General features: G+C 68.8%; 29 protein-coding genes and 1 tRNA gene. 5 read left to right on the top strand and 25 right to left on the bottom strand.

The annotated features are described in order from the left end of the window. Window positions 1-82: 82 nt before the first annotated feature. A tRNA-Leu gene (locus ACV7NL_RS21450) sits at window positions 83-167 on the top strand. Between the two features lie 304 nt (window positions 168-471). Next, window positions 472-717, top strand: coding sequence for a hypothetical protein (locus tag ACV7NL_RS21455; RefSeq protein WP_463356815.1), 246 nt, complete (start codon window positions 472-474; stop codon window positions 715-717). Between the two features lie 25 nt (window positions 718-742). On the opposite strand, the gene ACV7NL_RS21460 is transcribed toward ACV7NL_RS21455, so the two are convergent. The 4 genes from ACV7NL_RS21460 to ACV7NL_RS21475 all read right to left on the bottom strand — a co-directional run bounded on the left by ACV7NL_RS21460 (window position 743) and on the right by ACV7NL_RS21475 (window position 3,141). Then, window positions 743-958, bottom strand: coding sequence for a hypothetical protein (locus tag ACV7NL_RS21460; RefSeq protein ID WP_056482688.1), 216 nt, complete (start codon window positions 956-958; stop codon window positions 743-745). 83 nt (window positions 959-1,041) lie between these two features. Further along, window positions 1,042-1,665, bottom strand: a complete 624-nt coding sequence (locus ACV7NL_RS21465) for an acyl-homoserine-lactone synthase (protein ID WP_056190347.1) — start codon at window positions 1,663-1,665, stop codon at window positions 1,042-1,044. A 183-nt stretch (window positions 1,666-1,848) separates the two neighbouring features. Beyond that, entirely contained in the window at window positions 1,849-2,583 is a 735-nt protein-coding gene (locus tag ACV7NL_RS21470; RefSeq protein ID WP_056190441.1) for an autoinducer binding domain-containing protein, read from the bottom strand. A 138-nt stretch (window positions 2,584-2,721) separates the two neighbouring features. After that, a complete protein-coding gene (locus ACV7NL_RS21475) occupies window positions 2,722-3,141 on the bottom strand; it encodes a DUF488 domain-containing protein (RefSeq protein ID WP_463357190.1) in 420 nt (139 codons plus the stop codon). A 212-nt stretch (window positions 3,142-3,353) separates the two neighbouring features. On the opposite strand from ACV7NL_RS21475, the gene ACV7NL_RS21480 reads away from it, so the two are divergent. Next, window positions 3,354-4,223, top strand: a complete 870-nt coding sequence (locus ACV7NL_RS21480; RefSeq protein ID WP_463356816.1) for a glycoside hydrolase family 25 protein — start codon at window positions 3,354-3,356, stop codon at window positions 4,221-4,223. A gap of 34 nt (window positions 4,224-4,257) precedes the next feature. On the opposite strand, the gene trhA is transcribed toward ACV7NL_RS21480, so the two are convergent. The 6 genes from trhA to ACV7NL_RS21510 form a co-directional block, all read right to left on the bottom strand. After that, a complete protein-coding gene (gene trhA / locus ACV7NL_RS21485; protein ID WP_463356817.1) occupies window positions 4,258-4,938 on the bottom strand; it encodes a PAQR family membrane homeostasis protein TrhA in 681 nt (226 codons plus the stop codon). Between the two features lie 95 nt (window positions 4,939-5,033). Beyond that, the gene (locus tag ACV7NL_RS21490; RefSeq protein WP_056190354.1) at window positions 5,034-5,240 is read right to left on the bottom strand and encodes a hypothetical protein; all 207 of its coding nucleotides are present in this window, start codon (window positions 5,238-5,240) and stop codon (window positions 5,034-5,036) included. Between the two features lie 160 nt (window positions 5,241-5,400). Beyond that, entirely contained in the window at window positions 5,401-6,525 is a 1,125-nt protein-coding gene (locus ACV7NL_RS21495; RefSeq protein ID WP_463356818.1) for a COX15/CtaA family protein, read from the bottom strand. 57 nt (window positions 6,526-6,582) lie between these two features. Further along, on the bottom strand, window positions 6,583-6,735 hold the full coding sequence (locus ACV7NL_RS21500; RefSeq protein WP_200935836.1) for a hypothetical protein: 153 nt from the start codon (window positions 6,733-6,735) through the stop codon (window positions 6,583-6,585). A 511-nt stretch (window positions 6,736-7,246) separates the two neighbouring features. Then, window positions 7,247-7,432: a hypothetical protein gene (locus tag ACV7NL_RS21505; protein WP_463356819.1), complete on the bottom strand. Its 186-nt coding sequence runs from the start codon at window positions 7,430-7,432 to the stop codon at window positions 7,247-7,249. A gap of 320 nt (window positions 7,433-7,752) precedes the next feature. After that, entirely contained in the window at window positions 7,753-9,561 is a 1,809-nt protein-coding gene (locus tag ACV7NL_RS21510; protein ID WP_463356820.1) for an adenine deaminase, read from the bottom strand. 347 nt (window positions 9,562-9,908) lie between these two features. Between ACV7NL_RS21510 and ACV7NL_RS21515 the strand changes: the two genes are divergently transcribed. After that, window positions 9,909-10,163: a hypothetical protein gene (locus ACV7NL_RS21515; protein WP_056190362.1), complete on the top strand. Its 255-nt coding sequence runs from the start codon at window positions 9,909-9,911 to the stop codon at window positions 10,161-10,163. Window positions 10,164-10,258: 95 nt separating this feature from the next. On the opposite strand, the gene ACV7NL_RS21520 is transcribed toward ACV7NL_RS21515, so the two are convergent. The 9 genes from ACV7NL_RS21520 to ACV7NL_RS21560 all read right to left on the bottom strand — a co-directional run bounded on the left by ACV7NL_RS21520 (window position 10,259) and on the right by ACV7NL_RS21560 (window position 18,794). Beyond that, window positions 10,259-10,474, bottom strand: a complete 216-nt coding sequence (locus ACV7NL_RS21520) for an alkylphosphonate utilization protein (RefSeq protein WP_056190364.1) — start codon at window positions 10,472-10,474, stop codon at window positions 10,259-10,261. A gap of 11 nt (window positions 10,475-10,485) precedes the next feature. Then, the gene (locus tag ACV7NL_RS21525) at window positions 10,486-10,689 is read right to left on the bottom strand and encodes a hypothetical protein (RefSeq protein ID WP_056190366.1); all 204 of its coding nucleotides are present in this window, start codon (window positions 10,687-10,689) and stop codon (window positions 10,486-10,488) included. A gap of 119 nt (window positions 10,690-10,808) precedes the next feature. Then, on the bottom strand, window positions 10,809-11,573 hold the full coding sequence (locus tag ACV7NL_RS21530; protein ID WP_463356821.1) for an SOS response-associated peptidase: 765 nt from the start codon (window positions 11,571-11,573) through the stop codon (window positions 10,809-10,811). 71 nt (window positions 11,574-11,644) lie between these two features. Next, window positions 11,645-13,333, bottom strand: coding sequence for a methyl-accepting chemotaxis protein (locus ACV7NL_RS21535; RefSeq protein WP_463356822.1), 1,689 nt, complete (start codon window positions 13,331-13,333; stop codon window positions 11,645-11,647). Window positions 13,334-13,426: 93 nt separating this feature from the next. Continuing rightward, on the bottom strand, window positions 13,427-14,431 hold the full coding sequence (locus tag ACV7NL_RS21540; protein ID WP_056190372.1) for a magnesium transporter CorA family protein: 1,005 nt from the start codon (window positions 14,429-14,431) through the stop codon (window positions 13,427-13,429). Window positions 14,432-14,441: 10 nt separating this feature from the next. Next, window positions 14,442-15,302, bottom strand: coding sequence for an SDR family oxidoreductase (locus tag ACV7NL_RS21545; protein ID WP_463356823.1), 861 nt, complete (start codon window positions 15,300-15,302; stop codon window positions 14,442-14,444). 3 nt (window positions 15,303-15,305) lie between these two features. Beyond that, window positions 15,306-16,163: an SDR family NAD(P)-dependent oxidoreductase gene (locus ACV7NL_RS21550; RefSeq protein ID WP_463356824.1), complete on the bottom strand. Its 858-nt coding sequence runs from the start codon at window positions 16,161-16,163 to the stop codon at window positions 15,306-15,308. After that, complete coding sequence (locus ACV7NL_RS21555; protein WP_056481607.1) at window positions 16,160-16,918, bottom strand: enoyl-CoA hydratase-related protein; 759 nt, start codon at window positions 16,916-16,918, stop codon at window positions 16,160-16,162. The genes ACV7NL_RS21550 and ACV7NL_RS21555 overlap by 4 nt, the downstream gene beginning before the upstream one ends. Before the next feature lie 112 nt (window positions 16,919-17,030). Beyond that, window positions 17,031-18,794 carry an acyl-CoA dehydrogenase gene (locus ACV7NL_RS21560; RefSeq protein WP_463356825.1) on the bottom strand — a complete coding sequence of 588 codons (1,764 nt, stop codon included), beginning with the start codon at window positions 18,792-18,794 and terminating at the stop codon, window positions 17,031-17,033. Window positions 18,795-18,929: 135 nt separating this feature from the next. Between ACV7NL_RS21560 and ACV7NL_RS21565 the strand changes: the two genes are divergently transcribed. Next, complete coding sequence (locus tag ACV7NL_RS21565; RefSeq protein WP_463356826.1) at window positions 18,930-19,970, top strand: L-threonylcarbamoyladenylate synthase; 1,041 nt, start codon at window positions 18,930-18,932, stop codon at window positions 19,968-19,970. Between the two features lie 145 nt (window positions 19,971-20,115). On the opposite strand, the gene greA is transcribed toward ACV7NL_RS21565, so the two are convergent. From greA to ppdK, 6 genes are all read right to left on the bottom strand, one after another. Continuing rightward, window positions 20,116-20,577: a transcription elongation factor GreA gene (greA, locus tag ACV7NL_RS21570; RefSeq protein WP_463356827.1), complete on the bottom strand. Its 462-nt coding sequence runs from the start codon at window positions 20,575-20,577 to the stop codon at window positions 20,116-20,118. 60 nt (window positions 20,578-20,637) lie between these two features. Beyond that, window positions 20,638-21,624 carry an acrylyl-CoA reductase (NADPH) gene (acuI, locus tag ACV7NL_RS21575; RefSeq protein ID WP_463356828.1) on the bottom strand — a complete coding sequence of 329 codons (987 nt, stop codon included), beginning with the start codon at window positions 21,622-21,624 and terminating at the stop codon, window positions 20,638-20,640. Window positions 21,625-21,727: 103 nt separating this feature from the next. After that, window positions 21,728-22,315, bottom strand: a complete 588-nt coding sequence (locus ACV7NL_RS21580) for a hypothetical protein (protein ID WP_463356829.1) — start codon at window positions 22,313-22,315, stop codon at window positions 21,728-21,730. A 192-nt stretch (window positions 22,316-22,507) separates the two neighbouring features. After that, window positions 22,508-23,509, bottom strand: a complete 1,002-nt coding sequence (locus tag ACV7NL_RS21585; RefSeq protein ID WP_463356830.1) for a cell wall hydrolase — start codon at window positions 23,507-23,509, stop codon at window positions 22,508-22,510. A gap of 169 nt (window positions 23,510-23,678) precedes the next feature. Continuing rightward, window positions 23,679-23,942, bottom strand: coding sequence for a hypothetical protein (locus ACV7NL_RS21590; protein WP_463356831.1), 264 nt, complete (start codon window positions 23,940-23,942; stop codon window positions 23,679-23,681). A 213-nt stretch (window positions 23,943-24,155) separates the two neighbouring features. Further along, window positions 24,156-26,828, bottom strand: a complete 2,673-nt coding sequence (gene ppdK, locus ACV7NL_RS21595; protein WP_463356832.1) for a pyruvate, phosphate dikinase — start codon at window positions 26,826-26,828, stop codon at window positions 24,156-24,158.

Raw genomic sequence — 26,828 nt, forward strand, 5'->3', positions numbered from 1 at the left:
ATCGGTCGCCGCAGCCCACCAGAGCCCACCGCTACGGCGCGATGGTCCTCCGGGCCCGGTGACGGAACGGTGCGTTGACGATGCGGCCATGGCGGAATTGGTAGACGCGCTAGCTTGAGGTGCTAGTCCTGCAAGGGGTGGAGGTTCGAGTCCTCTTGGCCGCACCAACTCTTTCGATCGACGACGAAGAGTTGGTGCATCGCGGTTCGATCAGGGTTGCCGGGTTCTCGGAGAACCGCACCCCGAACCCAATCTGATCCACACAGAAGCGACGTGAGTGCTTCGGCCCGTCGCGCAGACGCGGGTCCAGCGCTCGATCGACGGGTGGGCTCGCCGATCCTGCGCCTTATGGCGGCTGCCACAACGCCCGGCGGCGACATGTCGGTTGCCCTTGATCTGGCCGCCGGCTTCGGCGTTGTCTGTTCACATGTCGCGTCGAGGCACGGCCGACCTTACAACCGGGAACGTTCGATGACCCGCTTCTCTCGCCTGGCCCTGTTGATGGTCGCGGTCACAGGCCCGGTCGGCCTCGCCATTCCGGCCATGGCCCAGAGTCCGGCCAAGGACTACCTGTTCCAGGAGCAGCGCTTCAGCCGCGCCTGCCGCCCGCCGCTGAAATACGCGGCCGGCGCCTGCGTGCGCCGCTGCCCGGCCGGCTACGAGGATATGGGACGGACCTGCCGCCAGCGCAGCATGCGCGGCGGCAGCGCGCGCTAGTCGGCCACTGGCCGCCGACGCAGCATCAGGCGACCGGATCGAGCGCCCGAGCCGGATCTTCTTCCGGATCGGCCAGCGCCACGGCGATCTCGAACAGCAGAAGATCGATCAGCCGCCGCATCATCGGCGTCCCGGACTTGTCGATGACCGCCCGCGCCGCGATGAACTGGACCGCCAGGGCATCGAGCGCCTGTTCGGCCTCCGAGTGGGCGGTCGGGCCGGCGCCGGTCTCGCTCGGCATGAACGGGTCCAGGATCGTCTGATCCAGACTCGTCGAATCCGTCAATCGTTGCCCCATGGTGGTCGGTCCTTCGAGAGCGCGCGTCAGGCGGCGAGATAGGGATAATCGGGAGCCAGGACGGAGCCGGAGCGGCCGGTCAGGCGACGCAGGCGCGCCAGCGTGCGCTCGTCGAACTCCGCCGTGGTGGCGATGATGTCTTCGCCGCTGATCGCTTGCGGCAATCCGAGCGGGTGGGCGCGGAAGTGCAGCTGCACCACGTGCAGCAGGTAGAGCGTCGGCATCTGCAGCACGAGGCGGCGGACCCCGCTGGCCAGGCCCCACTCGACGATCCCCGAAAGCAGCGCCAGCGAGACCGGGTTGATCGCCTTGCCGCGGCCCCGGTGCGAGCGGGCCACGGCCTGCCGCGTCCATTCCCAGGTGTCGTGACCGCGCGGAAGTTCGCCCTCGCAGAGTTGCGGCAGGACGTCCGACAGGAGATGCGGCCGCGTGGTCGGCAGGAGGCGGCTGTAGCCGATGACCCTGCCGGCCTCCAGGGCGAGGAAATGGATCGCGTGCGGCGTGTCGAACTGGTCGATCTCGCGGCCGTCCGGCCTGGCCAGATCGGTCCAGCGTTTTTCCTCGACGAACACTGCGTGTCTCAGGCGCCAGACCTGTTCCATCTCGTCGCGAAACCGCTGCGCGTTCGCGGGTGTCACGATCTGAATCATCTCGAAACCTCCAGGCCTGGAGGTGTTTCTGACAGGGTGATGACAGTTACAAACCTACGGGAAACCGTAGGGGATGCGGCTCCGCGCGGCCGGCCTTCGAGATTTCAAGGCTCGAAGATTTGAAGGCTCGAAGATTCCCAGACTTTAAGATTCCAGGGCTTGCAGCTTCCAAAGCTCGGAGGCTCAGAGGATCAGCCCGCGCCGCAGCGCCACCGCCACGGCCTGGGTGCGGTTGGTGGTGCCGAGCTTGGTCCGCGCCGAGCGCAGGTGGAAATCGACGCCATGTGTCGAGATCCCCATCACCTCGCCGATCTCCCAGTCGGTCTTGCCCTCGGCAGCCCATTGCAGGGCCTCGCGCTCGCGCGGGGCCAGCCGGATGGTGCGCGGAAGGCTGCCTTCCCCGCGCAACCGCAGCAGGTGGCCGAAGGCGTAGGTGGCGATGAGATGGAGCATCGGCCGGTCGTCGGGATCGATCGCCAGGTGCTCGCCCGAGAGGCTGAAGCCCGCCGTTCCACCCTCCAGCGTCATCAACGGAATGGTGACGCCGTCGCGCAGGCGAAACTCGCCCGCCTCGTCCATGACCCTGCGCGCCTCGCTGTCGTCGCCGATGCGGCTCCGCAGATCGCTCCAGGCAAACGGAACCTTCGTCTCCGACAGGTGGCGGACGGTCGGGTCGTGGAAGGCGTAGCCCCGCGTGAGGTAGCGCCGTCCCCATTCGGACGGGAAGGTGTTGACCAGGATGTGGGATTGCTGCTGGCGCGCCGGCGTGCCCTTCCCCGGCACGGTGCCGGCCATGGCGTGGGCGACGCCGAAGGCGGCGAGTTCGGTGACCAGCAGGCGCGCAACGTCGTCGACGCTCGCAGTCCGGTCAAGCGATCGCAGGAACCCGAGTGTCTGGTCCAGCGCCTTGCGCGTCATCCTCGTTCCGACATCCTGTGCTTCTTCGACGAAGCAGAGCCGCATAACTCTAGATTGTCAACGGCGGTACGGCCCGACCGTGGGCAGCCGGGTCGTGGCGACGCGGGGGCGGCATTCATCCCGGGCGATCGGGCTGGATCAGCCGAACAGGTCGACGCTGATGAAGCCGCGCTCGGCCAGGACGCGCCGGTGGCAGTGGGCCGGGTCGCGCTCGAAGCAGAGGAGGCAGGTCGGAGCCCGGGCCGCCAGGGCGCAGAGGTCGTCCAGGGCGAGTCCGCCATCGGCGGTGTCCAGCACTTCCTCGCAATAGATCCTGCGCATCAGGCTCGCATCGTTCGCGCGGGCCGCCTGACGCCCGGCCTTGGGGGTGCCGAGGGCGCGGGCATGGGCGTAGCCGAGCCCGACCTCTTCCAGACTGGTCCGCAGGGCGTTCTTGGAGAAGCCGCGCTTGCGCGAGTTGGCCACCGCCCGGACATCCGCCAGGGTCGCCACACCGGCATCGCGCAGAGCCGCGATCAGACGCTCGGAATCCAGCCCTTCATACCCGATGGTGAACAAGGTCTTCACCCGATTCTCCCCTGGCGAAACCCGCAGGTCCGACCTGCACTTAGGCGGCGCATCGCCTGGGGGCCAGCGGGGATGTCCGCGACGGATGTGACCGTCTCACCACCACTTCCGGAAATCCGCCGCAATGCCGTCAAAGGTCTGTTAACCGCGCCGGGCCATCCCTTAGCCATAGAGTGCGTGCGTCAATGATGGATCGGGGACCGATGCGGCTGAGGAACGGGACTGTCCCGACACGCCAGAACCAGCCGGTCCGTTTCCAGGTTCTTCGCGAAACCTTGCGGCGCGGTGCCGCCGTGGCGGTGTTGTCTGCGCTCGCGGCCTGCTCCGGCACCACAGACTTCTATCCCACCAAGGGCGATGCCAAGCCGCATCCCGGCGTGGCGCGGGCCAAGCAGCACCCGGTCCAGGGCATCGACATCTCGAAATGGCAGGGCCCGATCGACTGGATGTCGGTGCGGGCCGCCGGAACCCAGTTCGCCTTCATCAAGGCGACCGAGGGCGGCGACCACGTGGACGAGCGCTTCCGAACCAATTGGGACGGGGCGGCCCAGGCCGGCGTGCCGCGCGGGGCCTATCACTTCGTGTTCTGGTGCCGCTCGGCCCAGGATCAGATGGCCTGGTTCAAGAAGAACGTCCCGAACGATCCCACCGCCCTGCCCCCGGTCCTCGACGTCGAGTGGAACGGCCATTCCCAGCTCTGCCCGAAGAAGCTGCCCAAGGCCCAGGCCCTGTCGATGATCCGCTACATGCTCGACGAGATGGAGCGTTACACCGGCAAGCGCCCGATCATCTACACCGACATCACCTTCCACAAGGACGTGCTCGAAGACGAACTGCCGGATTATCCGCACTGGGTCCGTTCGACCGCGGCCGAGCCTGAGCAGCGCTACGTCAAGCGCAAGTGGATGCTGTGGCAGTTCACCTCGACCGGCCGGGTGCCGGGCGTGCGCGGCGACGTCGACCGCAACGCCTTCTACGGCAGTCCCGCCGAATGGGCCTCGTTCCTGTCGACCGATTGCGATCCGCGCGAGCACCGCACCCTCGCCGACCGGGGCCTCTGCTCCGGCAAGTGACCGTCGGGCCCATCACCCCGAAGCACCGGCGCCCTCAGGCGCCGACCTGCATCACGGTCGCCAGCACCGTTCCGTAGTGGCAGGCGGTCGCGGCCAGCACGAAAGCGTGCCAGATCGCGTTCTGGTACGGCAGGCTGCGCCAGACATGGAACACCACGCCGGCCGAGTAGAGCACGCCGCCGAGCGCCAGCAGCCCCAGCGCATTTGGGGACAGCTGACCGATCACCGCATCGTAGGCGATGACGCCGCTCCAGCCGAGGATGAGGTAGAGGCAAATGGAAGCGCGGTCGTAGCGGCCGGGCAGCAGCAGCTTGAGGGCGATGCCGATCGCCGCCACCAGCCAGACCACGGCGAGCAGGCTCCAGGCCGCCTCTCCGGCGCCCACTATCGCCACCAGGGGCGTGTAGGTTCCGGCGATCATCAGGTAGATGAGCGCGTGGTCGGCGCGCCGCAGCAGCCACTTGCGCCGTGACACCGGCCACATGTTGTAGGTGGCCGAGACCCCCAGCATCGAGACGAGCCCGGCGGCGTAGATCGTCACCCCGGCGCGTTCGACCAGGGTGAGCGGCGAGAGCGCCGCGATCACCACGATGGCGATGGCGCCTGCGACCCCGAGGGCCACGCCGACGACGTGGACCGCGCCATCCGCCAGAAGTTCGTTCCGGCTGTAGTTCCAGGTTACTCCCGTCGGGCGTCCGTCGTCCGCTAAAAGCATCGCCGACCTCCGGTCTTTCACCAGATGCTACGCTTCAACCTGTTGCCGCGTTCCACGCGACAACTACCGAGTTCGGGCCATCAACAGGAAAATGTTCAGCCGGGGAGAACACCCGGATAGCGGCTGGCGATCGCCACCGCCCAGACGACGCCGAGCAGGCCGGTCAGACCCACGGCGAGCCAGATCTGCGGCTTGTGCGAGCGTTTCGCGGGCGGCGCGAGGCTATCGCGCTGCGCGCCGGTGCCGGGCGCGCTGGTCGATGAGGGGTTCGACGATGGACGTGACGGTTCGGCGTCCAGCATGCAGGGTTTGTCCTCTCGCGTTTCAGGATCGTCGGGCGTCGCTTCTGGCCGGAAGCCAGCGCGACGCCGGGACGGGGGTCGAACGTACGAGCGGAACCCTGGTTCGCTGCATTGCGGTCGCGATGTCTCGATCCGCACATGGCAGGTGTCGCGCGTCCGGTCAGGTCCGGGGCGCCAGGGCCTCGAAGCCGAAGAGCGTCGTCGGCGCCTCAAGCCGCACGGGAGCGGGCACCGCCTGCATCCGCCGCGCATGAACCGTCGCCATGGTCAGCACCGCCATGGCGAATACCTGATGCGACAGGGCCGCCCAGAGCGGCACCGCCAGCAGCAGGGTCGCGATGCCGAGGGTCGCCTGCGCCAGGACGAGGCCGGCGACGCCGGTTGCCCGCCGCCCCACGGCCGAGCCGCGCAGCGAGCGCCGGGCGTCGAGGGCGTGGAAGAGCGCCACCGCCAGCAGCAGGTAGGCGGTCAGGCGGTGGTTGAACTGCACCAGGGCGAGGTTGTCGACGAAGTTCTCGATCCAGGGCGTTCCGGCGAACAGTTCCGAAACCGGCGGCACGAGGTGACCGTCCATGGTCGGCCAGGTGTTGTAGACCAGCCCGGCCTTCGAGCCGGCCACGAGACCGCCGAGGAAGATCTGCAACAGCACGAGGCTCATCAGCACGGAGGCGGTCCGGCGCAGGCGCGGCGCCACGGCCTCGACCGGCGCATCGGACGTGCGCAGGCCGGCCGCGAGCCAGACGAGGCCGGCCAGGATCAGGCTGGCGGTGGTCAGGTGGAGGGCGAGCTTGATCGGCGCCACGGCGGTCATGCCGGGCTGGAGCCCGGACGCCACCATGATCCAGCCGATCGCGCCCTGGAGGCCGCCGAGCAGGCCGAGCCCGAGAAGGCCGAGCCCGAGGCGGCGGGTCAGGGCGCCGCGCCACCAGAACCACAGCAGCGGCAGGAAAAACGCGAGGCCGACGATGCGCCCGAGCAGGCGGTGGCCCCATTCCCAGGCGTACAGGACCTTGAAGTCCGACAGGCCCATCCCGGCATTCAGGATGCGGTATTGCGGCGTGTCCTTGTACTTGTCGAACTCGGCGGCCCAGGCTTCGGCCGAGAGCGGCGGAATCGCACCGGTGACCGGGCGCCACTCGGTGATCGACAGGCCGGACCCCGTCAGGCGCGTCGCACCCCCGACCGCCACCATCGCCACGACGAGCGCCGCGAGCAGGTAGAGCCAGATCCGAACGCCCTGGAGGCGCGGGGCTGCGCCGGTCGCCTGTTCGCCTGCTATCCGCACGTCGATCCTCGCCTTCGCTGGACGGCCCGCCCGAGCGAGCCGCCGTCAACGAGCGAGTTAGGCGAGGTAGGCGCTGCGGGCAACGCTGAACGACGACGCACCGGCCGGGGCCAAACCCTCCGCCGCCAGGTCGCTGTCCCTTCGCAGCGCGATCATCTCAAGGAGGGCGATCACGAACCAAGGTCCCGCGATCCCGATGAAGAACGTCATGCTCCGCCTCCCCTACGCGCGTCGCGCCGCCAGGATGATAGGGGAGCGCGGCAGTTCCGCAAGCCGTCGTCCCGGTGTTGCCGGGCGAAGAGGGCGGGCACTGGCTGATGCAAGCCCCGCCGTCTGGAAGGCTCACCGCTGTCTTGAAGGCTCACCGCTGTCTTAGGGGCTCACCGCTGTCTTGAAGGCTCCCCACTTGCCGCGACGGAAAGCAGGATGCCGACAACCGGTGCTCACCAGACCTGCTGCCCGATCCGCCAAGCCAGAAACCCGAGGGTCACGGCACCGAGGCCGCGGCGCCAGGGATTCACGCCGCGCAGGAGTTCATCGAGTGCCCAATAGGCCAGGGCGAGGGCGCCGGCGGCGCGCAGAGCGATGCCCCACGAGCCCTCCGGCGCAACGATCCCGTCGATGAGCGCGCAGGCCGCGAAGATCAGCAGCGGCGCGTTCGGCCGCTGCGCAATGGTGATCGCGCCGGTGCGCCGATCGCGAAAGACCCAGTCGACGGCGTTCAGGTCGGCACCCCGACCTCGGCCTTGCGCATCGGTGCGCAGATCTGAGGCGAGACCTTGTCGAGGTATTCGCAGGCGTTGCGCAGGTACCAGGTCCGCAATTCAGGCTGGCCGGGCGCCACGTACATGCCGACGAGCACGAACGCGATCGCGCCGAAGATGATGAGGGTGAGCAGGCTACGCATCGGGGCAACTCCGTCGACAATCCGCGACCGTGTTCAGCCGCTCCGGTCTCCGACCTTATCATCGAAGTTCGGGACGATCCCATGACAAGAAAACAGCCCGCGCGCCGGTTCCGGCAGGCAGGCTGTGAAAGCTTGGGAGGAACGAGAGGCTGTTGAGACCTGCCTGACAACGGACAACGCGCGCGGGAGTTCCGTCCTGATGCAATCTCGCCCGCTGCAATCTCGCCCGATGCAATCTCGCGCCAGCGACCCCCACCCGCGCGGCGATCCCGCGCCGACGGAACGGTCGGCCGGCAAGGGAGTCGCCGGTGGGATTCGCCTCAGGCGGCCTCGAACAGCGGCACGATCCGCATGGCCGGAACCAGAACGAGACCCTTGTCGGTGATGCGGATCTCCGGGATGACCGAGAGCGGGATCAGGTTGAAGCCCATATAGGGGATGGTGCAGCCTGCCCGCTCCCAGGCCGCCTTGAGCACCCGCACCTCCTCGGCCACGACGGTGACGCGCTTGTCCGACAACAGCCCTGCGACCGGCAGCGGCACCAGCGCCACGACGCGGCCGTCCTCCACCACGCAGACGCCGCCCTGGATGGCGCCGAGGGCGTCGAGGGCGACGCGCATGTCGGCCTCGTTCAGGCCGGCGACGATCGCATTGTGCGAATCGTGGCCGACGCTGCTCGCGACTGCGCCGCGCTTCAGGCCGAAGGCGCGCAGAAGGCCGTGTGCCACCGTGCCGGCGCGGCCGTGGCGCTCGATCACGCTCACGAAGCAGAGGTCGTTCTGCGCCAGGGTCGCGCCCCAGTCGGCGCCCGGCACGAGGTCCACGACCTCGTGGGTCAGCTCGATACCCGGCAAGGTGGTGCGGATCGCGTTGATCCGACACGGCTCCTCGGGCAGCGCGGGGATCAGTGCCGGCAACGGCTCGGGCAGGTGCATGGTGGCGTAGGCGGGAGCGGGGTAGCGGTAGGGCCGCGACAGGGCCGCATCGAGCCGCGGCGTGATCGTGCGGTTCTCGACCACGCATTCCCCGCCGTACCAGGTCGCTTGCGGCACGAGGTCGTCGTCGAGGAGCACGAGATCGGCCCGCCGGCCGCCGCCGAAGCCGCCGATCTCGCCGTCGAGGCCGTAGCGGGTGGCGGGGTGCAGCGAGCCCATCGCCCAGGCCTGCACTTTCGGGATGCCCATCCGCACCGCTTCGCGCACGACCCAATCGAGGCCGTAGGCCAGGAGGTCCTGCGCGTCGCGGTCGTCGGTGCAGACGCAGACGCGCTTGGCGGCGGCGCCGTAATCCAGGATGGTGCCGATGGCTTTGGGCAGGCTGTGCCAGGGCGTGGTCGGCGGGCCGCCACGCAGGTAGATCCACAGGCCGGCCTCGAGCAGATCGTCGGCAATATCCCGGTCGATGGCCTCATGCGTGTCGGTGACGCCGCTCGCCGCATAGGCCGCCACGAAGGCGCGCCCGTAGATGTGGCCCGAGACCGGGCGGCCCCGCTCCAGCGCGGCCTGAAGGATGGCGTGGGCGCGTGGGTCGCCCTCGCACACGGCGACGAAATCCATCTTCTCGCCGAGCCCGATCGCCTCCGGCCAGGCATCGAACAGGGCCGCGATCTTGCCGGCGTCGAGGTCGCCGCCGGCGGTCTCCAACTCGGGCGAGGTCGCCGGCACGGTACTGGGCACGGTCAGGTAGATGTTGAGGGGGGCCTGGCGGGCATCCTCCAGCATCCAGGCGATGCCGTCCTTGTCCAGGACGTTGCCGATCTCGTGGCTGTCGCACACGATGGTGGTGGTGCCGTTGAGAAGCGCGGCCTCGGCATAGGCACAGGCCGTGACCATGCTGCTCTCGATGTGCAGGTGCGGGTCGACCAGCCCCGGCGCCAGAAGGCCGCCGCGCACGTCCCTGCGCGCTGCCGCGCCCCGGTAGGTTCCTGCCGGCCGCACCGCCGCGATCCGGCCGCCGGCGATCCAGACCTCGCGGTCGGGCAGGATGCGCTCGGAATAGGTCGAGAGCAGGCGCGCCCCGGTGATCACGAGATCCGGCTCGGCCCGGCCGGAGGCCACGGCGGCGAGATGTCGGGTCATCGCGCTCAAGGGAGCCACGGAGAATCGCGTCAGCGGGCGTGGGTCGGTCATGCGGTCCCCCGGAATCTGGTCCTGGCCGCCAGCGGCGCACGCATCGTGCCAGACCCTCTCCGCAGAGGACAGCGCAGGGCCGGGGCGGACCTGACGAAGCGGGAGCCCTGTCGCCGATTGCCCCAGCTCCCGGCACCGACGCCGATCGCTCCACCCATGCTCGCCTTGCCAAAGGCGCATTCGGACTCCATTTACCGCCCAGGCCGGTCGCGACCCACGTCGCTCGATCGGAGACGGCCACGATGCAGGGCCAGGGTGACGCCGGATGTACGCGCACCCGCCACGCCCCCATCCGTGGCCGTTGGCATTTTCCTCCACCCGCCTTCCAGTCCGAGCATCGTCCCGTCATGGCCAAGCGTACCAAGTCGAAACCGCAGGAGCGCGGCTCCGTCCTGTTCGACGTCCTCTACGACGACGAGTCCCGCGCCTCGAACCGGCGCGTTCCCATGGAAATCCTCGGCGGGCTCGACGGCGATGAGCCGGCCCGCCAGCTCATCGAGGAGCAGGACCGCGCCATCGCGGAAAAGTCCGGCCGCCCCTTGCGGTCCATCCGCAGCCTCACCCGCTCCCCGGCCCGCGCGCCGAGCGCGTCGGACGAGTAGTTTTCGACGTTCGACCTGTCGCTCGCCTCAGCGGGTCCCGGGCTCGCCCGAGACCCGTCGCGCTGACCGCCCACCGCAACCTGAGCGAAAGCCCGTCAGGCCTTCTTCAGGAACTGGGTCTTCAGCACCAGACCCTTCACCTTGTCGGCGTTGCACTCGATCTCGTCCGGATCGTCCGTCAGGCGGATGTTCTTGATCAGGGTGCCGCGCTTGAGGGTGGTGGACGTGCCCTTCACCTTCAGGTCCTTGATCAGCGTGACGGAATCGCCGTCCGCCAGCTTGGTGCCGTTGGCGTCCTTGGTGTCGTCCATGTCCGGCGCCGTCAGTGCTCGGGCGGCGTGTAGGGCCGGCCGGCATCGACCAGCGCACGGTCCACCGCCTCGATCGCCAGCAGGATGCGGGTCAGGTCCTCCGCGGCCGAGGGGGCCGCGACGTCGCTGGCGCCGATGCGCTTGGCGAGGGCACCGCGCTGGCGGGCCAGGCTGTCCCGGGCCCGGTTCAGGGTTTCGATCTCGTCCGGCGTCATACTGTCCCCACCTGTTCCGCTGATTCCGCGAATCCGATGAGCGATGCGGCCTTTGCGGCCCGGACGCAATGGCTGGCCCCACCCGGCCGCCCCGGCGGGCGATGGGCCGCGCATGCGATTCAGAACAGCGCGCCCTGCGCATCCTCGTCACTGGAGCGCGGCTGCTCGGCCGGCGGCCGCCCGCGCTCGGGACTGCCGGGATGGGGTGAGGCGAGCGGCACGATCAGGTCCGGTTCGTCGATCCGGGCGTTGTTGACGCGGGGGCTGACCGGGTCGAGGGTCAGCCAGTCGTCCGGGCAGGGCCGGCACAGGCGCACGGCCGCATCCGGTTCGACGCCGCGGCTGTCGAGCCAGGATTCGACCTGCTCCGGCGCCAGGATCGCGGGCATCCGATCGTGCACCGCCGCCATCGTGCCGTTGGCACCCGTGGTGACGATGGCGGCGGTATCGACCTCGGACCCGTCGGCGCCGAGCCAGTTCTCCCACACGCCCGCGAGCGCCATCGGCGCATTGTCGGCCCGGCGGATCATGAAAGGCGTCTTGGTCGCGGACTTGCCGGTGCCCTCGCGGCGCCACTCGTAGAATCCGTCGGCCAGAAACACGCAGCGGCGGTGGCGCAGGGCGCCCCGGAAGGTCGGCTTCTCGCCCAAGGTCTCGACCCGCGCGTTGATGACGAGGGGGAAGGCCTTCGGGTCCTTGACCCAGCTCGGCCACAGGCCCCAGCGCACCAGCCGGAACTGTCGGCGCCCGGCTTCCGACAGAACCACCGGCACGGGCTGGGTCGGCGCCACGTTGTAGCGGGGCGGGAAGTTCGGCACCTCGGGGTAACCGTAGAAGGCCCGGAAGATCTCGGGGGCCTGGGCGATGAAGAAGCGTCCACACATCGGCGGACGATCCCCAATCCGGCGCCGATGGGCAAGGGCCGGGACCGGCTGTCCCCGGGTCCCGGCCGGATTCAGGCGGCGCGTACGCTCGCGAGGAAGCGGCTGACCTCCTGGCCGAGATGCTCCGACTGGCGCAACAGCGCCGAGGCCGAAGCCAGGACCTGACTCGCCGCCGCGCCGGTCTCCTCGGCCGCACCCGCCACGCCCGCGATGTTGGCCGTGACCTCGCCCGTGCCGGTTGCCGCCTCGGCGACGTTGCGCACGATCTCCTGGGTGGCCGCGCCCTGCTCCTCGACCGCGGCCGCGATGGTGGTGGCGACAGTGCTGATCTCGTCGATCCGGCCCCGGATCGCCGCGATGGCGCGCACGCTCTCCGCCGTCGCGCCCTGGATGCGGGCGATCTGGGTGCCAATCTCGTCGGTGGCCCGTGCCGTCTGCCCCGCCAGCTCCTTGACCTCGGTCGCCACCACGGCGAAGCCCCGGCCGGCCTCCCCGGCGCGGGCCGCCTCGATGGTGGCGTTGAGGGCCAGCAGGTTGGTCTGCCCGGCGATGTCGGAGATCAGCTTGACCACGTCGCCGATGCGGGCGGTGGCGCCGCTGAGTTCCTGCACCAGTCCGGCGGTGGTGCTCGCCTCGCGCACGGCCGCGCCGGCGAGTTCGGCCGAGCCCTGGACCTGGCGCCCGATCTCCTGGACCGACGAGCCGAGTTCCTCGGCGGCGGCCGCCACCGTCTCGACATGGGAGGCGGCTTCTTCGGCCGCCGCCGCCACCGAGACGGACTGGCTCGCGGTCTGGGTGGCGGTGCCGCTCATGGCCTGGGCGGTCGCCTGTAATTCCCCGGCCGCGTGGCCGACCGAGCCGACGATGCCGCCGACCGCGCGTTCGAACCCGTCGGCCATCTCGTGCATCGCCTGCCGGCGCTGGGCCTCGGCACCGGCGCGGGCCAGGGCCGTCTCCTCTTCCAGGCGCTTCATCCGGATCAGGCTGTCCTTGAAGACCTGGACCGCGTCGGCGATGCGGCCGATCTCGGTCCCGGTGCCCTGGTGCGGGATGGACACGGTGAGGTCGCCCGCGGTCAGACCGGTCATGGGCCGAACCACCGAGTCGATGCCGCGCGCGATGCTGCGGATGATCAGCACGGCGAGCAGGATCGCCAGCGCCACCGCCAGCGCCAGGGCGCCAAGCGCGACCGCCTCGGTCTGCGCCGTGACGGCCCGGCCATCCGCCTCGGCCCGCGCCGCGCCGACATCGTTGAGTTCGATGACCTTCTCCAGGGCCGTCGAGGCGCGCCGGCGCGGCTCGACCCCGTCCGACAGGTAGAGCCGATAGGCGTCGCCCTGGCCCCCGGAGCGGGCGACGGCGAGAATCCGGTCGGCGGCGGTGAAGAAGCTCGCGACCTCGCGCCGGAAGGCCTCGACGTGGGTGCGCTCCGCTTCCAAGCTGATCAGCGGCTCAAGCGACCTGGACAGGGTGGCGACCTGCTCGCGCCGCTTGGCCATGTCGCCCTCGATCTTGGCGAGGTCGCCGCCATCCGAGGTCTGCGTCGCCCGCAACAGGCTGGTGGTGTAGCGGGCCAGCGCGGTGTCGATCCGGCCGCTCATCTGCACGCTCGGCAGCCAGTTGGTGTGGACCGCCGTCAGAAGTTTGTTCATCCGGTCGACCCCGGACAGGCCGATCCAGCCAATTGTTAAGATGAACAGCGTGACGATCGTAAAGCTGGCAACCAACCGGGTTCGGATGGTTGTGGTCTTCAAGGTCATGGACGTCGCCCCAGTGGCGCAACTCCGTCCCTGGGTCACGCCGAATGATGCGAGACTGCCTCAGCATTCTTAACGGGATGCATCGAATACTCGCTAGAGCCATTTCTTCCAGCGGAAGAACACGTACGGCAGTACCGCCGCCACGACCATCATGACCACCGCCATCGGGTAGCCGAACCCCCAGTCGAGTTCGGGCATCATCTTGAAGTTCATGCCGTAGATCGAGGCGATCAGGGTCGGCGGCATGAACACCACCGCCATCACCGAGAACAGCTTGATGATGTTGTTCTGTTCCAGGTTCACGAGGCCCAGGGTCGCGTCGAGGAGGAACTGGATCTTCGAGGACAGGAAGGTGGCGTGCTCCTCCAGCGACTGCAGGTCGCGCAGGGTCGAGCGCACATCCTCGCGCAATTCGCGCGGCGCCTTGGCGGTGCGGTAGGTCGCCGACAAGGAGAGCAGGATGCGCTCCATCGAGACGAGGCTCTCGCGCTGCTTGGAGATCAGGTCGCCGTGGCGGCCGAGCGCGCGCAACGTGTCCTGGAGTGCGGTGTTGCGGGCGCTCGGGTCCTCCTTCTCCTCGAAGATCTTGCCGGAGAGCCGGTCAATGCGCTCGCCCTGGAGCTGGAGCACGTCCGCCGCCCGGTCGATCACCGTCTCGATCAGTCCGGCCAGGATGGTCTCGCCCGAGGGCACGGCGGAGGGGCCGTTGCCGGTGGAGCGGCCGGCCCGCTGGGTGTACATCCGGAAGGCCTGCGGCTCCTCGTAGCGCACCGTGACGAGGCGGTTGCCGCGCAGGATGAAGGTGATGCCGGCCAGGCCCGGCTCCTCGGATTCACTGACCTTGCTCAGCACCCGCCCGGTCATGTAGCGCGCCCCGTCCTCGACGTAGAGGAGTTCGGAGGGCTCGATGTCCTTCATCTCCTCGCGGGTCGGCACCGAGATGCCCATGAAGACCTCGACCTTCAGGTCTTCCTCGCGGCTCGGCCGCACCATGTCGAGCCAGACGGTGTCGTCGGGAATCGGCTCCTGCAATTCGAGGGAACGGCGCTCGAGCAGGGTCTGCCCGGCGCCGGCGACCGGCTGGTGGATGAAGATCACGCGGGATGTCTCAGGCGAAGGCCCCGGGAGGCGGTGTGCTCGCATCCGGCACGAAGAAGTCCGGCGCAAGAGGAATGCCGGGTGTGACCCGGTATTTTGAAAAGTCCGTGACACCCTGCTCCGCCAGGAAGCTGTCGTCGATGAGGAAACGACCGGTCACCGCGCGGGCGGGCAGGCGGAACAGCGCGTGCGCCGCGTCGGCCAGGATCTCGGGCGTCCGGCTCGCCTGCATCAGCGCGTCGCCGCCGAGCAGGTTCTGCACTGCGGCGGTGGCGATGGTGGTGCGCGGCCACAGGGCGTTGACGGCGATGCCCTGGCGCCGGAGTTCGCCCGCGAGGCCGAGGACGCAAAGTGACATGCCGTACTTGGCGATCGAGTAGGCGAGGTGCGGCGCGAACCACTTCTCGGCCATGTCGAGGGGCGGCGACAGCATGACGATGTGCGGGTTCTCTGCCTTGGCGAGATGGGGAATCGCGTATTTGCTGACCATGTAGGTGCCGCGCGTGTTGACGCCGTGCATCAGGTCGAAGCGCTTCATCTCCGTCTGCGGCGTGCGGGTCAGGGCGATCGCGCTGGCGTTGTTCACCACGATGTCGATGCCGCCGAAGGTCTCGGCGGTCATCGCGATCGCGGAGGCGACGCTGTCCTCGTCGCGGACATCGACCAGCAGCGGCAGGGCGTGGCCGCCGGCGGCCTCGATGGCGGCGGCCGCGGTGTGGATGGTGCCCTCCAGCTTCGGATGCGGCGCATCGGTCTTGGCCGCAATGGCGATGTTGGCGCCGTCGCGGGCCGCCCGCAGGGCGATGGCGAGGCCGATGCCGCGTGAGGCTCCGGTGATGAACAGGGTTTTGCCCTGCAGCGAATCGCTCATGATTCAGGTCTCCTCGGCGTGGATCTGAAACCGGGCCGGCTGCGTGCCGTCCGCGTCGGTGAAGCCATATTCGGCGGCGAGATCGCCCGCATGGAGGATGCGCCCGGCCCGGGCGGCGATCGCCGGGTCGGCCGCCAGGGCGGCGAGCGCCCGGCCGGCATAGAGCGGGCTCTCCGTCGCCCGGTCGGCATGTCCGATGTCGACGGCCCGCTCGGTCCGCACGAAGCCGGGGGACAGGCCGAGCGCCGTGACTCCGTGCGGCGCCAGTTCCTGGGCGCAGGCGAAGGCGAGACGGTTCGTGGTCGCCTTGGTGAGATCGTAGAAGATGTCGCCGAGATAGGCGGGCTCGGTGTCGAAGGAGACGAAGGCCAGCAGCCCGGCCCCGGCCGAGACCATGGCGGGGGCGACCGCGCGGGCCAGCAGCAGGGCCGGATAGGGGCCGCTTCCGAAGAAATCCGACAGCGGCTCAGCCGAGCGGCGCCAGAACGGCGTGCCCCAGGCGGCGCCGTCGCCGTAGCGCTCCCCGTCATAACCCTCGTTGCCGCCCCAGACGCTGGATACCGCCACGTCGATGCGGCCGAACCGGCGCAGAGTCCAATGGACCAGGGTATCGACGGCGCGCTCGCTGGTATGGTCGCACAGGTAGTGGTGGCCCTCGCCCCCGGCGGCATCGACCACCCGGGCGGTGTCCTCGATGGTCTCGGGCCGCCCCTCGGTGCGCGGACCCGTCTCGCTCGACCGGGCGGTGACGATGACGGTGGCGCCGGCCTCACCGAGACCGCGCGCCAGCCCGCGCCCGACCCCGCGCGAGGCTCCGGCGACGAGACAGACCTTTCCACGAAGATCCGGAATCCGGCTCACGCCGGCTTGACCCGGCCGAGGAAACGCATGAAGGCCGCCTGGGCCTCCGGCGAGCGCAGGCGCTCCTCGAAGGCGACGGCCTCGGCCTCCAGGGCCGCTTCCAGGGCGGCCTGATCGCCCCGGATCAGGGCTCGCGTCGCCGCCACCGCCCCGCGCGGCAGCCCGGCGAGGCGCGCGCCCTGCGCCCGGGCGTGCTCCAGCAGCAGCCCGGCCGGCATCACCCCGTTGACCAGCCCGAGGCCGAGCGCCTCGTCCGCGTCGAAGGGCTGGCTCAGCAGCAGCATCTCGGTGGCCTTGAGCAGGCCGACCCGGCGCGGCAGCAGGTAGCTCGACGCCGCCTCCGGCACGAGGCCGAGTTCCACGAACGGCATGCGGAAGCGGGATGCCGGGCTGGCATAGACGAGGTCGCAATGCAGGGTGAGGGTCGTGCCGATCCCCACCGCGATCCCGTCCACCGCCGCGATCATCGGCGTGCGGGTGCGGGCGAGCTGGCGGATGAACTGCAGTGCCGGCGCCTCGCCGAACGGCTTGCCCGCCCCGGCGACGAAATCCGCGAGATCGTTGCCCGCGCTGAACGCCCCGGACGCACCGGCGAAGACCACGGCCCCGATCGCATCGGTCGCGTCGGCCCCGGCCAAAGCCTCCCGCATGGTGTCGTACATCGCGCCCGTCAGCGCGTTCTTCTTCTCCGGACGGTCGATCCGGATCAGGCGGACGCCATCGGCCGTATCCTCGATCGCGATGTGCTCGCTCATGCTGCCCCCGGATGCCGTCGCTGCGTGTGCGCCCCCGTTTCGTCACGGAACGGAGGTGCGTGGATGGGTCTCTGCGCCGTCTCGAGGATTGGTGCCCCGGTCGCCGCGCCGATCAGCTCGCCAGGGCAAGACCGGCATCCTCGGTGAAGCGACCGCCCGCGATGACGCTCTCTTCCAGGCCGCCGGCAGCGGTCAGCAGGTTGTCGGCGAAGAAGCGGGCCAGCGCGATCCGGCCCGCATGGGCGGGATCGGTGTCCCCCGCCTTCCGGGCGGCGTTGGCGGCGAGCGCCTGACGACCGAGGCAGGCACCTCCCTGCACCAGGCCGAACAGGCGCAGGTACGGCGTCGCGCCCGCCAGCGCCGCCTCGGGCCGGTTCGACGCAAGGGCCTTGAGCTGGAAGCTCGTCGCCCGGTCCAGGCTCTCGATCCCGGCCCGCAGCCGGGCGCCGAGGCTCCCGAAGGCCGGATCCGGATCCTTGAGGAAGCCCTCGGCGGTTTGGCGCAAACGGGCGATCTGCGCCCGCACCGTGGCGCCGCCATTGAGCGGCAGCTTGCGCGCGACGAGGTCGATGGCCTGGATACCGTTGGTGCCCTCGTAGATTCCCAGGATGCGGGCGTCGCGCATGTGCTGGGCGGCGCCGGTCTCCTCGACGAAGCCCATCCCGCCATGGACCTGGACCCCGAGCGACGTGACCTCGTTGGCGATGTCGGTGGAGAAGGCCTTAGCGACCGGCGTGAGCAGCGAGGCGCGGTCATGTGCCTCCTGCCCTTCCGGGCCCTGCGCGGCATCGAGGGCCGCGGCCGTGAGGTAGCAGATGCCGCGCGCGGCCTGGGTGAAAGCCTTCATGGTCAGCAGCATGCGCTGCACGTCGGAATGGTCGACGATGGGGCTGGTCTCGGGAGCGCCGGGCGCCCTGCCCTGACGCCGGTCGCGGGCATAGCCCAGCGCCTGCTGGTAGGCCCGCTCGGCGATGCCGACGCCCTGGAGGCCGACATTGAGGCGGGCCGAGTTCATCATCGTGAACATGCAGGCGAGGCCGCGATTCTCCTCGCCGATCAGCCAGCCGATGGCGCCACCGTTGTCGCCGAAGGCCATCGAGCAGGTCGGCGAGCCGTGGATGCCGAGCTTGTGCTCGATGCCGGAGCAGCGCAGGTCGTTGCGGCTGCCGTCCGGCAGGACCTTCGGCACCAGGAACAGCGAGATGCCGCGCGTGCCCGCCGGCGCATCCTTCAGGCGCGCCAGGACGAGGTGGACGATGTTGTCGGTCAGGTCGTGCTCGCCATAAGTGATGTAGATCTTGGCGCCGACGATCCGATAGCGTCCGTCACCGGTGGGCTCGGCGCGACTGCGCAAGAGCGCGAGGTCCGAGCCGGCCTGCGGCTCGGTGAGGTTCATGGTGGCGGTCCACTCGCCCGAGACCAGCTTGTCGAGGTAGCGGGTCTTCAGATCGTCCGAGCCGTGCTGCGCCAGGGCCTCGATGCCACCGGCCGTGAGCAGCGGACACAGGCCGAAGGCGATGCTGGCCGCGTTCCACATCTCGTTGCAGGCGGCATTGAGCACCAGTGGCAGGCCCTGCCCGCCGTGGTCCGGGTCGGCGCTCAGGCCGTTCCAGCCGCCGGCGATCCAGGTCTGGTAAGCCTCGCGCCAGCCGGGCGGCGTGGTGATGGCGCCGTCGTTCAGCGGCGTGCCGTGGCGATCTCCGATCCGGTTGAGGGGGGCGATCAGCGATTCCGCGACCTTGCCGGCCTCGCTCAGGATCGCCTCGGCATCCGCGACGGCGAGATCGCCATGAAGGCCGGACGCCAGAGCCGCCTCGAGCCCGGCCACGTGGCGCAGGCTGAACAGCATATCGGCGACGGGGGCGCGATACGTCATGATGTTTCCTCCCGCGCCTTGGTTGAGAGCGACGCGTGTCGCCCCGTGTTTGACGCATGGCCCGACCCGGCGCTAGGCCCGGTCGAATCCCGAATCCGGCCGGACCGCGCGCCCGACAGCGAAGATAGTTTAGATATGAACGATCTGCGGTCAATCCCCGAAGGCTCGATCCCCGAAGGCTCGATCGGCGCCGATGCCACGTCCGAGCCGACCCGTCGCCTTCGCGACGATGCCGCGGGCGTTGCCGGGGCCGCCGCGCTCCTGCGCGCGGGTCGGCTCGTCGCCTTCCCCACGGAGACCGTCTACGGCCTCGGTGCCGATGCCGGCGATCCGGCGGCGGTGGCGCGGATCTACGCCGCCAAGGAGCGCCCGCGCTTCAATCCCCTGATCGCGCACCTGTCCGATCTCGACGCAGCCCTTCCCGAGGGGATCTTCGACGCCGATGCCCGACGCCTCGCCGAGGCGTTCTGGCCCGGCCCCCTGACCTTGGTCGTTCCGGCCTCGCCCACCTGCCGGGTCTGCGATCTCGCCCGCGCCGGGCTGCCGAGCGTCGCCCTGCGGGTGCCGGCGCACCCCGTCGCCCGCAATCTCCTCCGGGCCGTCGGTCGCCCCGTCGCCGCGCCTTCGGCAAATCGCTCCGGGCGCGTGAGCCCGACCGATGCCGGCCACGTGCTGGGAGATCTCGACGGCCGGATCGCCGCCCTGGTCGATGGCGGGCGGAGCTTGGTCGGGGTCGAGTCCACCGTGGTGGCGTGCCTCGGCGGAACACCGCGCCTGCTGCGCCCCGGCGGCATCACCCGGGCCGCCCTGGTGGCGCATCTCGGCTTCGACTTCGCCGGACTGGCGGCCGGGGATGCGGCCCAACCGGTCGGCCCCGGCCTTCTCGCCTCACATTACGCGCCGCGCGCCCGGGTGCGCCTCGACGCGACCGAGGTGGCGCCGGACGAGGCGGTGCTGCTATTCGGACCGGATCCCGTACCGGGCGCCGACCGGGCGCGGGCCCGCATCAATCTCAGTCCGACCGGCGATCTGGCCGAAGCCGCGGCTCACCTGTTCTCGGCCTTGCGCCAGCTCGATGGCGTCGGAGCGGACACCATCGCGGTCGCGGCGATCGCCGAAACGGGTCTCGGTGAGGCGATCAACGACCGGCTCCGCCGGGCCGCCGCCCCGCGCTGAAGTTTTTTCAAAATCATCGGGAACCGCGAGGGCGGCCGCGTGTTGATCCATCACGAAGGCCAGTTCAGCCCCCAATGGCCTTTTCCCTTCTAGGGCTCGGAGCAATCCGAGCCTTTTTTCTTGCGTTTTTGCCGCGAAGACGGCGTCAGGCGATTTCGGTGATCTCGGCCTCGTGCCCGTTGACTTCGACGACGTCACCGACCGTCTTGCCGGTCAGGGCCCGCGCCATCGGCGAAACGTAGGAGATCGAACCCTTGGCCGGGTCGGCCTCATCCTCGCCGACGATCCGGAAGGTCTGGCGGCTATCGTCCTCGCGCAGGATCGTCACGGTCGACCCGAAGCGGGCGCCCTCCCCCGTCTCACCTTCGACAAGCTGCGCCGTCCCGAGCCGTGCCGTCCAGTAATGCAGGTCACGGGTCACCCGCGCCTCGTCGGCCTTGGCCCCCGGCTCCAGAGCCGAAAACTCGGCCTGCAATCGCGCCACTTCGGACTCGATCTGGGCTAGGCCCTCCGGCGTCACGAAGTTCGGATGCGACGAGATCGGGCGGTCGGGGAGATCCTCGAAGGCTTCGCCGCCCTCGCGCTCACGTACAAATGCTTGGCTCATGGTATTCCGTGACTTGTGCGTGCAAAAACGCGCGACCTCGACACGACGTTCCTGGTATACTCAGGCGATCTCCACCACCGTCCGCCCCCGCACCCGCCCCTCAAGAATGGCCTCCGCCAGGGTGTCGACGCCGGGCAGCGGCACCGTCTGGGTCATCGCCGCGAGCTTATCGTGATCGAGTTCGCGCGCCAGCCGCGCCCAGGCTTCGCGACGTTTCGGCTGGGGCGTGGTCACGCTGTTGATCCCGAGCAACGAGACGCCGCGCAAAATAAACGGTGCCACGGAAGTCGGTAGATCCATGCCCTGCGCCAGTCCGCAAGCGGCCACCGCGCCATCCGCCTTCGTGCTGGCCAGAACATTGGCCAGCGTCGTCGATCCAACTGCATCGATGGCGGCGGCCCAACGCTCCTTGGCCAACGGTTTGCCCGGTTTGGACAGCTCGGCGCGATCGAGCACTTCGGACGCGCCCAACCCGCGCAAGTATTCGCCTTCCGCATCGCGCCCTGTCGAGGCGATCACATGCCATCCGGCCCGGGCCATCAGTGCCACCGCCACCGATCCGACCCCGCCGGATGCGCCGGTCACCAGCGCCGGCCCCTGGTCCGGCGTCACCCCCTGGTGGTCGAGAGCGATCAGGCAGAGCATCGCGGTGTAGCCCGCCGTGCCGATCGCCATCGCCTGAGCCGGACTGAGTCCCGCCGGCAGCGGCACCAACCAGTCGCCCTTCACCCTGGCCCGCTGCGCATAGGCCCCCAGATGACTCTCGCCGACGCCCCAGCCGGTGAGCACGACGGCATCGCCCGGCTTATAGTCGCCATGGTCGGAGTGCTCGACGATGCCGGCGAAGTCGATGCCGGGAATCATCGGGAAGCGCCGGACGACCGGTGAGCGCCCGGTCATCGCCAAGCCGTCCTTGTAGTTCACGGTCGAGTGGGTCACCCGCACCGTGACGTCGCCGTCCATGAGGTCGGCCTCGTCGAAGTCCTTGAAGGTCAGGGACTGGCCCGTTTCCGTCTTCTCGACGACCCAAGCCTTGAAGTGACCCATCGCGTATCTCCGCTTCCTCTATCAGAGGTGTGGCGGCACCTGTCCGAATCAAGCGCCGCCGAGCGCGTCCGCCTTCAGAGACTCGGCTGTAACCGATGCCCGCTCAATAGCCGTCGTAGATGCTGCCGGAGGAGAAGCCGAGACCGACGCCGACATCCGCCGAACTGGCCCCGGTGATGCCGAAGGCGTCTGGAATGGAACCGACGGCGAGGCTGGGGCCGTAGGTGCCCGGATAGCCGCCCTGGCCGTAATTCGCCGGCACCCAGCCCGACCGTGCCGGTTGGATCAGGATGCGGCGCCGGACACTGGCGTATTCCGGAGGGATCGTCTCCGGGACGGTTTGGGCGGGCTGTACCAGAATGCGTCGGCGGCGCACCGCGTACTGGGGCGGGACGTCGACCCAGCAGCCGATCAACGCGCCATAAGCATCGCGGCGAGTCTGCCAGACGCGGCCACCCGGCGCCACGACGACCCGTTCGGAGACGGTCTCATAGACCGGCGGAATCGTGCGATAGATCGTCTCGGCAGGCCGTACCAGAACACGCTCGGAGACGGCACCATAGACCGGAGGCGTGTTGACGTGGCGGTAGCATTCGGCGCCACCGCAGCCACCGGCCTGGGCCGACGAGATGGTCACGACGGCGCCCGCGAGGGCAGCGAGAAGAAGGCGGGGGGCGACCGGCGTGGTCATGAGGGTACCTCGGCGCGAAACGCTTTACGGGACGGGATGGTGCGCGAAGCCCGCGCGCCTCTCGACGTCCCAGAGGCCGCCAAGTTGCCGTCCGATCAAGCTCTATCGAGACTCAAGGTAAAATTAACCCAAGCTTAGGACTACTTAGGTGTTTCCCCGCTTCTGTTAAACGCCCCGGAACAATACCGAGTTTCAGGTTTGTCCGCGCTTGAGCTGGTAAAAAATATGCCGCCCGATGACGTCCATTTTCTTCAAGCGACGCGACCAGCCGGGTCTTACGTAATCGGCATGGTAATGGGTCGCTCCGCCGACCTCATCCAGGTAAGTGCGGCCGTCGATCACCGCGCTCGCGATGCGGGAGGCCGTCTGCCAGGAACCATCGTCGGTGATGCGTAGGGACTTGCCCTCGCATGCGAAGGAGAACTGGCAGCCCATGTAACGATGCCGGTTCTGATACACCACACCGCAGACGTTGCTCGGATAGAGCCCGCTTTTGACCCGGTTCAGAACCACCTGCGCAACCGCAGCCTGGCCTTCGTCGGATTCGCTGCGCGCTTCGAAATACACCGCCTCGGCGAGGCAACGCTGCTCGCGATCCTTGGCATCGGCACCAATCAGGTCGGCGTAGCGATGCCGCGCGACGTCCGGCAGGGTCTCCGGGGTCGATGTCCCACCATCGGTCTGTCCGGCCCGCGGTGACAGGCCCGGGAACACCAGGCTCGCGGCCGCGATTTCGATCGGTGTCGCGTCGGCAGGCGCCGGCGTGGTGGACGACAAGGCTTCGGCGCGTGGAATGGCCGGAGTCGCGCCATCGTCGACGACCACGACGGAACCCTCTACCTCCGGGCTCCGGACGCGTCCGAGATCCGGTGTCGGCACGAAGCCCGCATCGACGTCGAGGCTCGGTGCAGCGTTGCCGGGCGGCAGCAATCCCCCACTCATCTCGGTCAGACTGGCCCGAACCAGAATCGCTTCTCTGTCGGTTTCGCCAGGGCGATCGAAGGTTGCTCTGCTCGCCGTCCGCCGTGCCGGATGGGTGCGGGTCTCCGTCCCGGAGAGGCGTGCGCCCGGTGATGCAGTGGCAAGAAGCCGGGCGCGTGGCGCAAGAGAGCCTGCAATGCCAGGCGCCATGTCGGTGCCGGCCGTTGCCGTGAAGGACACCAGTAACCCGACGCCGGCCGCCCACGGGGTCATCGCGGCACTCAGCCAACGAAGATGCGACGTCCGTCGTGATCGTTTCGTACCCACGCAACCGACTCGCACCAGGATGCCCTACCGTCCGGTCGTTCATCCCACACGCGGGATGCCAGCCGGTCGATCGAACTATCGTGCGGTATGGTTGCGGACCGGTTAAGGCCGCCGCTCAGATCGAGCCGGGTCGTCCATGCGTGGCCGCCAGACTGCCGACCAGTGCCGAAAGCCCGGAGCGATCGCCATTCTGGGCACTCGCGATGCGTTCCGCATCGGCGCCGCTTTGTGTGGCGACGGCGAACACGAACAGGGAAAGGGTCGCTAGCCCGCCGATGCTGGCGACGACCCAGAGAAAGACCTGCTGCACCGCTCGCGGAAGTGGAACGCCGACGGAGTTCTCAGTGAGAAACAAAGGGGGTGGGCTGGTATCGTTCATGACGGCGATCCCACGCGTTGGCTGCCGCCCCTCTGGGCAGGATGGCCTGCGCGCAACGGATCGGCACTAGCACTGAACGTGCCCGCGTGAAATCAGTTCGCCGCGTTTTCGACAATTTGTTGAACGGAACGCTGCGCTGGGCGCCCGGGACGGTCACGGACCGCCCCGGATGGATGTCGTAAGCTTCGGGAAAGCTTAGACCGGAGCGTCCGCTTACTTCGAGGCCTTTGCGGCAAGGGCCGCCTGAGCCGCAGCGAGGCGCGCGATCGGCACGCGGTAGGGCGAGCACGACACGTAGTCGAGGCCGACCTCCTGGCAGAAGGCGATCGAGGATGGATCGCCGCCGTGCTCGCCACAGATTCCGAGCTTGATGTCGGGCCGGACCGCCCGCCCACGCTCCACGCCGATGCGCACGAGCTCACCGACGCCCTCCTGATCGATCGAGATGAATGGATCGGCGGAGAGAATGCCCTTCTGGGTGTAGGCTCCCAGGAAGGTCGCGGCGTCATCGCGCGAGATGCCGAGCGCGGTCTGCGTCAGGTCGTTGGTGCCGAAGGAGAAGAACTCCGCCGTTTCAGCGATGTCGCCCGCGCGCAGGGCTGCTCGCGGCAGCTCGATCATCGTGCCCACCTGATAGTCGACGATGCCTCCCGTTTCGGCAGCGACGGCCTTCGCCATGGCGTCGATGCGTGCCTTGACGATGTCGAACTCCATCTTGGTGAAGACGAGTGGCACCATCACCTCGGGGGTCACGGGTGCGCCGGTCTCCTTGGCTGCCTGCACGGCGGCTTCGAAGATCGCCCGCGCCTGCATTTCGGCAATTTCCGGGAAGGCGATGGCGAGGCGGCAGCCGCGGAACCCGAGCATCGGGTTGAACTCGTGCAGCTCCGTCATGCGGCGGCGCAGCTTGTCCTCCGACACCCCCGTGCTGGTGGCAACGTCGCGCACCTCCTCGTCGGTATGAGGCAGGAACTCATGCAGCGGAGGGTCGAGGAGACGGATCGTGACGGGCAGGCCCGACATGATGGTGAACAGCTCGACGAAGTCCTGACGCTGGTAGGGGAGGATCTTGGCCAAGGCGGCCCGGCGGCCCTCCGCGTCATCGGCGAGGATCATCTCGCGAACGGCGACGATGCGGTCGCCTTCGAAGAACATGTGCTCGGTGCGGCACAGACCGATACCCTCCGCGCCGAAGTTGCGAGCGGCGCGCGCATCGGTCGGCGTGTCGGCGTTGGTGCGGACCTTCATGGTGCGGACCTTGTCGGCCCACCCCATCAGAGTGGCGAATTCGCCCGACAGGGAGGGTTCCAGCATCGCCACCTCTCCGAGAAGGACCTGGCCGGTCGAGCCGTCGATGGTGATCTTGTCGCCGGCTTTCAGGGTGGTCCCGGCGACCGAGAGGGTGCCCGCCTTGTAGTCGACGCGGATCGAGCCGACGCCGGAGACGCAGGGCTTGCCCATGCCGCGTGCCACCACGGCCGCGTGGCTGGTCATGCCGCCGCGCGTTGTCAGGATGCCCTCGGAGGCATGCATGCCGTGGATGTCCTCCGGAGAGGTCTCCACACGCACGAGGATGCACTTGCGCTCCGCCTTGCGGGCGGCTTCGGCGTCCTCGGAATTGAAGACGATCTCACCGGTGGCCGCACCCGGCGAAGCTGGAAGACCGGCGGCGATGACCTTGCGCTCGGCTTTCGGATCGATGGTCGGGTGAAGGAGCTGGTCGAGAGCCGCGGGCTCGACGCGGCCGATAGCCTCTTCCTCGGTGATCAGGCCTTCCGCTGCGAGATCGACGGCGATGCGCAGGGCCGCCTTGGCGGTGCGCTTGCCGTTGCGGGTCTGGAGCATCCAGAGCTTTCCGCTCTCGATGGTGAACTCCATGTCCTGCATGTCGCGATAGTGGTTCTCGAGAAGACCGTAGATCCGCACCAGCTCGGCGTAGGAATCCGGCATCGCCAATTCCATCGACGGACGATCGGACTTCGCCTCGATGCGGGCCTTCTCGGTGATGTCCTGCGGGGTGCGGATACCCGCCACCACGTCCTCGCCCTGAGCGTTGATCAGGAACTCGCCGTAGAGGGCGCGCTCGCCGGTCGAGGGATTGCGGGTGAAGGCAACACCGGTGGCCGACGTGTCGCCCATGTTGCCGAAAACCATGGCCTGTACGTTGACGGCCGTACCCCAGTTCTCCGGGATGCTGTTCAGCTCACGGTACTTCTTGGCACGCGGGATCATCCAGGAATCGAATACCGCGCCGATGGCACCCCAGAGCTGATCCTCCGGTGCCTGCGGGAAGTCGGAACCGTGCTCAGCCTTCACGATGGCTTTGTACTTGCCGACGAGGTGCTTCCAGTCCTCGGCCCCGAGCTCCGTGTCGAGGCTGACGCCCTTGCCTTCTTTGTAGTGCTCCAGGGCCTCTTCGAAGGCGTGGTGTTCCACGCCGAGGACGACGTTCGAATACATGGTGATGAAGCGCCGGTAGGAATCGTAGGCGAAGCGTGGGTCACCGGCACCGTGCGCCAGGGCTTCGACGGTGACGTCGTTCAGGCCCAGGTTGAGCACCGTGTCCATCATTCCCGGCATCGAAGCGCGGGCGCCGGAGCGGACCGAGACGAGGAGCGGGTTCTCTGGATTGCCGAAGCCGCGGCCCGTGAGCGCACCGACGGCGTCCAGGGCGGCCTTGACCTGACTTTTCAGTTCGTCGGGATACTGCTGCCCGTGGTCATAGTAGTAGGTGCAGACTTCGGTCGTGATGGTGAACCCGGGAGGAACCGGCAGACCGAGATTCGACATCTCTGCGAGGTTAGCGCCCTTCCCGCCCAGCAGGTTGCGCATGGACGACTGGCCCTCGGCCTTGCCATCACCGAAGGAGTAGACCCATTTGCCCAT

The organism is Methylobacterium sp. Ger2507 (assembly GCF_055231875.1).

Excerpts from the sequence above, each read along its gene's own strand:
- ACV7NL_RS21455 (WP_463356815.1), top strand. The coding sequence starts at position 472 with ATGACCCGCTTCTCTCGCCTGGCCCTGTTGATGGTCGCGGTCACAGGC.
- ACV7NL_RS21460 (WP_056482688.1), bottom strand. The coding sequence starts at position 958 with ATGCCGAGCGAGACCGGCGCCGGCCCGACCGCCCACTCGGAGGCCGAA.
- ACV7NL_RS21465 (WP_056190347.1), bottom strand. The coding sequence starts at position 1,665 with ATGATTCAGATCGTGACACCCGCGAACGCGCAGCGGTTTCGCGACGAG.
- ACV7NL_RS21470 (WP_056190441.1), bottom strand. The coding sequence starts at position 2,583 with ATGACGCGCAAGGCGCTGGACCAGACACTCGGGTTCCTGCGATCGCTT.
- ACV7NL_RS21480 (WP_463356816.1), top strand. The coding sequence starts at position 3,354 with ATGCGGCTGAGGAACGGGACTGTCCCGACACGCCAGAACCAGCCGGTC.
- trhA (WP_463356817.1), bottom strand. The coding sequence starts at position 4,938 with ATGCTTTTAGCGGACGACGGACGCCCGACGGGAGTAACCTGGAACTAC.
- ACV7NL_RS21490 (WP_056190354.1), bottom strand. The coding sequence starts at position 5,240 with ATGCTGGACGCCGAACCGTCACGTCCATCGTCGAACCCCTCATCGACC.
- ACV7NL_RS21500 (WP_200935836.1), bottom strand. The coding sequence starts at position 6,735 with ATGACGTTCTTCATCGGGATCGCGGGACCTTGGTTCGTGATCGCCCTC.
- ACV7NL_RS21505 (WP_463356819.1), bottom strand. The coding sequence starts at position 7,432 with ATGCGTAGCCTGCTCACCCTCATCATCTTCGGCGCGATCGCGTTCGTG.
- ACV7NL_RS21510 (WP_463356820.1), bottom strand. The coding sequence starts at position 9,561 with ATGACCGACCCACGCCCGCTGACGCGATTCTCCGTGGCTCCCTTGAGC.
- ACV7NL_RS21515 (WP_056190362.1), top strand. The coding sequence starts at position 9,909 with ATGGCCAAGCGTACCAAGTCGAAACCGCAGGAGCGCGGCTCCGTCCTG.
- ACV7NL_RS21520 (WP_056190364.1), bottom strand. The coding sequence starts at position 10,474 with ATGGACGACACCAAGGACGCCAACGGCACCAAGCTGGCGGACGGCGAT.
- ACV7NL_RS21525 (WP_056190366.1), bottom strand. The coding sequence starts at position 10,689 with ATGACGCCGGACGAGATCGAAACCCTGAACCGGGCCCGGGACAGCCTG.
- ACV7NL_RS21530 (WP_463356821.1), bottom strand. The coding sequence starts at position 11,573 with ATGTGTGGACGCTTCTTCATCGCCCAGGCCCCCGAGATCTTCCGGGCC.
- ACV7NL_RS21535 (WP_463356822.1), bottom strand. The coding sequence starts at position 13,333 with ATGACCTTGAAGACCACAACCATCCGAACCCGGTTGGTTGCCAGCTTT.
- ACV7NL_RS21545 (WP_463356823.1), bottom strand. The coding sequence starts at position 15,302 with ATGAGCGATTCGCTGCAGGGCAAAACCCTGTTCATCACCGGAGCCTCA.
- ACV7NL_RS21555 (WP_056481607.1), bottom strand. The coding sequence starts at position 16,918 with ATGAGCGAGCACATCGCGATCGAGGATACGGCCGATGGCGTCCGCCTG.
- ACV7NL_RS21560 (WP_463356825.1), bottom strand. The coding sequence starts at position 18,794 with ATGACGTATCGCGCCCCCGTCGCCGATATGCTGTTCAGCCTGCGCCAC.
- ACV7NL_RS21565 (WP_463356826.1), top strand. The coding sequence starts at position 18,930 with ATGAACGATCTGCGGTCAATCCCCGAAGGCTCGATCCCCGAAGGCTCG.
- greA (WP_463356827.1), bottom strand. The coding sequence starts at position 20,577 with ATGAGCCAAGCATTTGTACGTGAGCGCGAGGGCGGCGAAGCCTTCGAG.
- acuI (WP_463356828.1), bottom strand. The coding sequence starts at position 21,624 with ATGGGTCACTTCAAGGCTTGGGTCGTCGAGAAGACGGAAACGGGCCAG.
- ACV7NL_RS21580 (WP_463356829.1), bottom strand. The coding sequence starts at position 22,315 with ATGACCACGCCGGTCGCCCCCCGCCTTCTTCTCGCTGCCCTCGCGGGC.
- ACV7NL_RS21585 (WP_463356830.1), bottom strand. The coding sequence starts at position 23,509 with ATGACCCCGTGGGCGGCCGGCGTCGGGTTACTGGTGTCCTTCACGGCA.
- ACV7NL_RS21590 (WP_463356831.1), bottom strand. The coding sequence starts at position 23,942 with ATGAACGATACCAGCCCACCCCCTTTGTTTCTCACTGAGAACTCCGTC.
- ppdK (WP_463356832.1), bottom strand. The coding sequence starts at position 26,828 with ATGGGCAAATGGGTCTACTCCTTCGGTGATGGCAAGGCCGAGGGCCAG.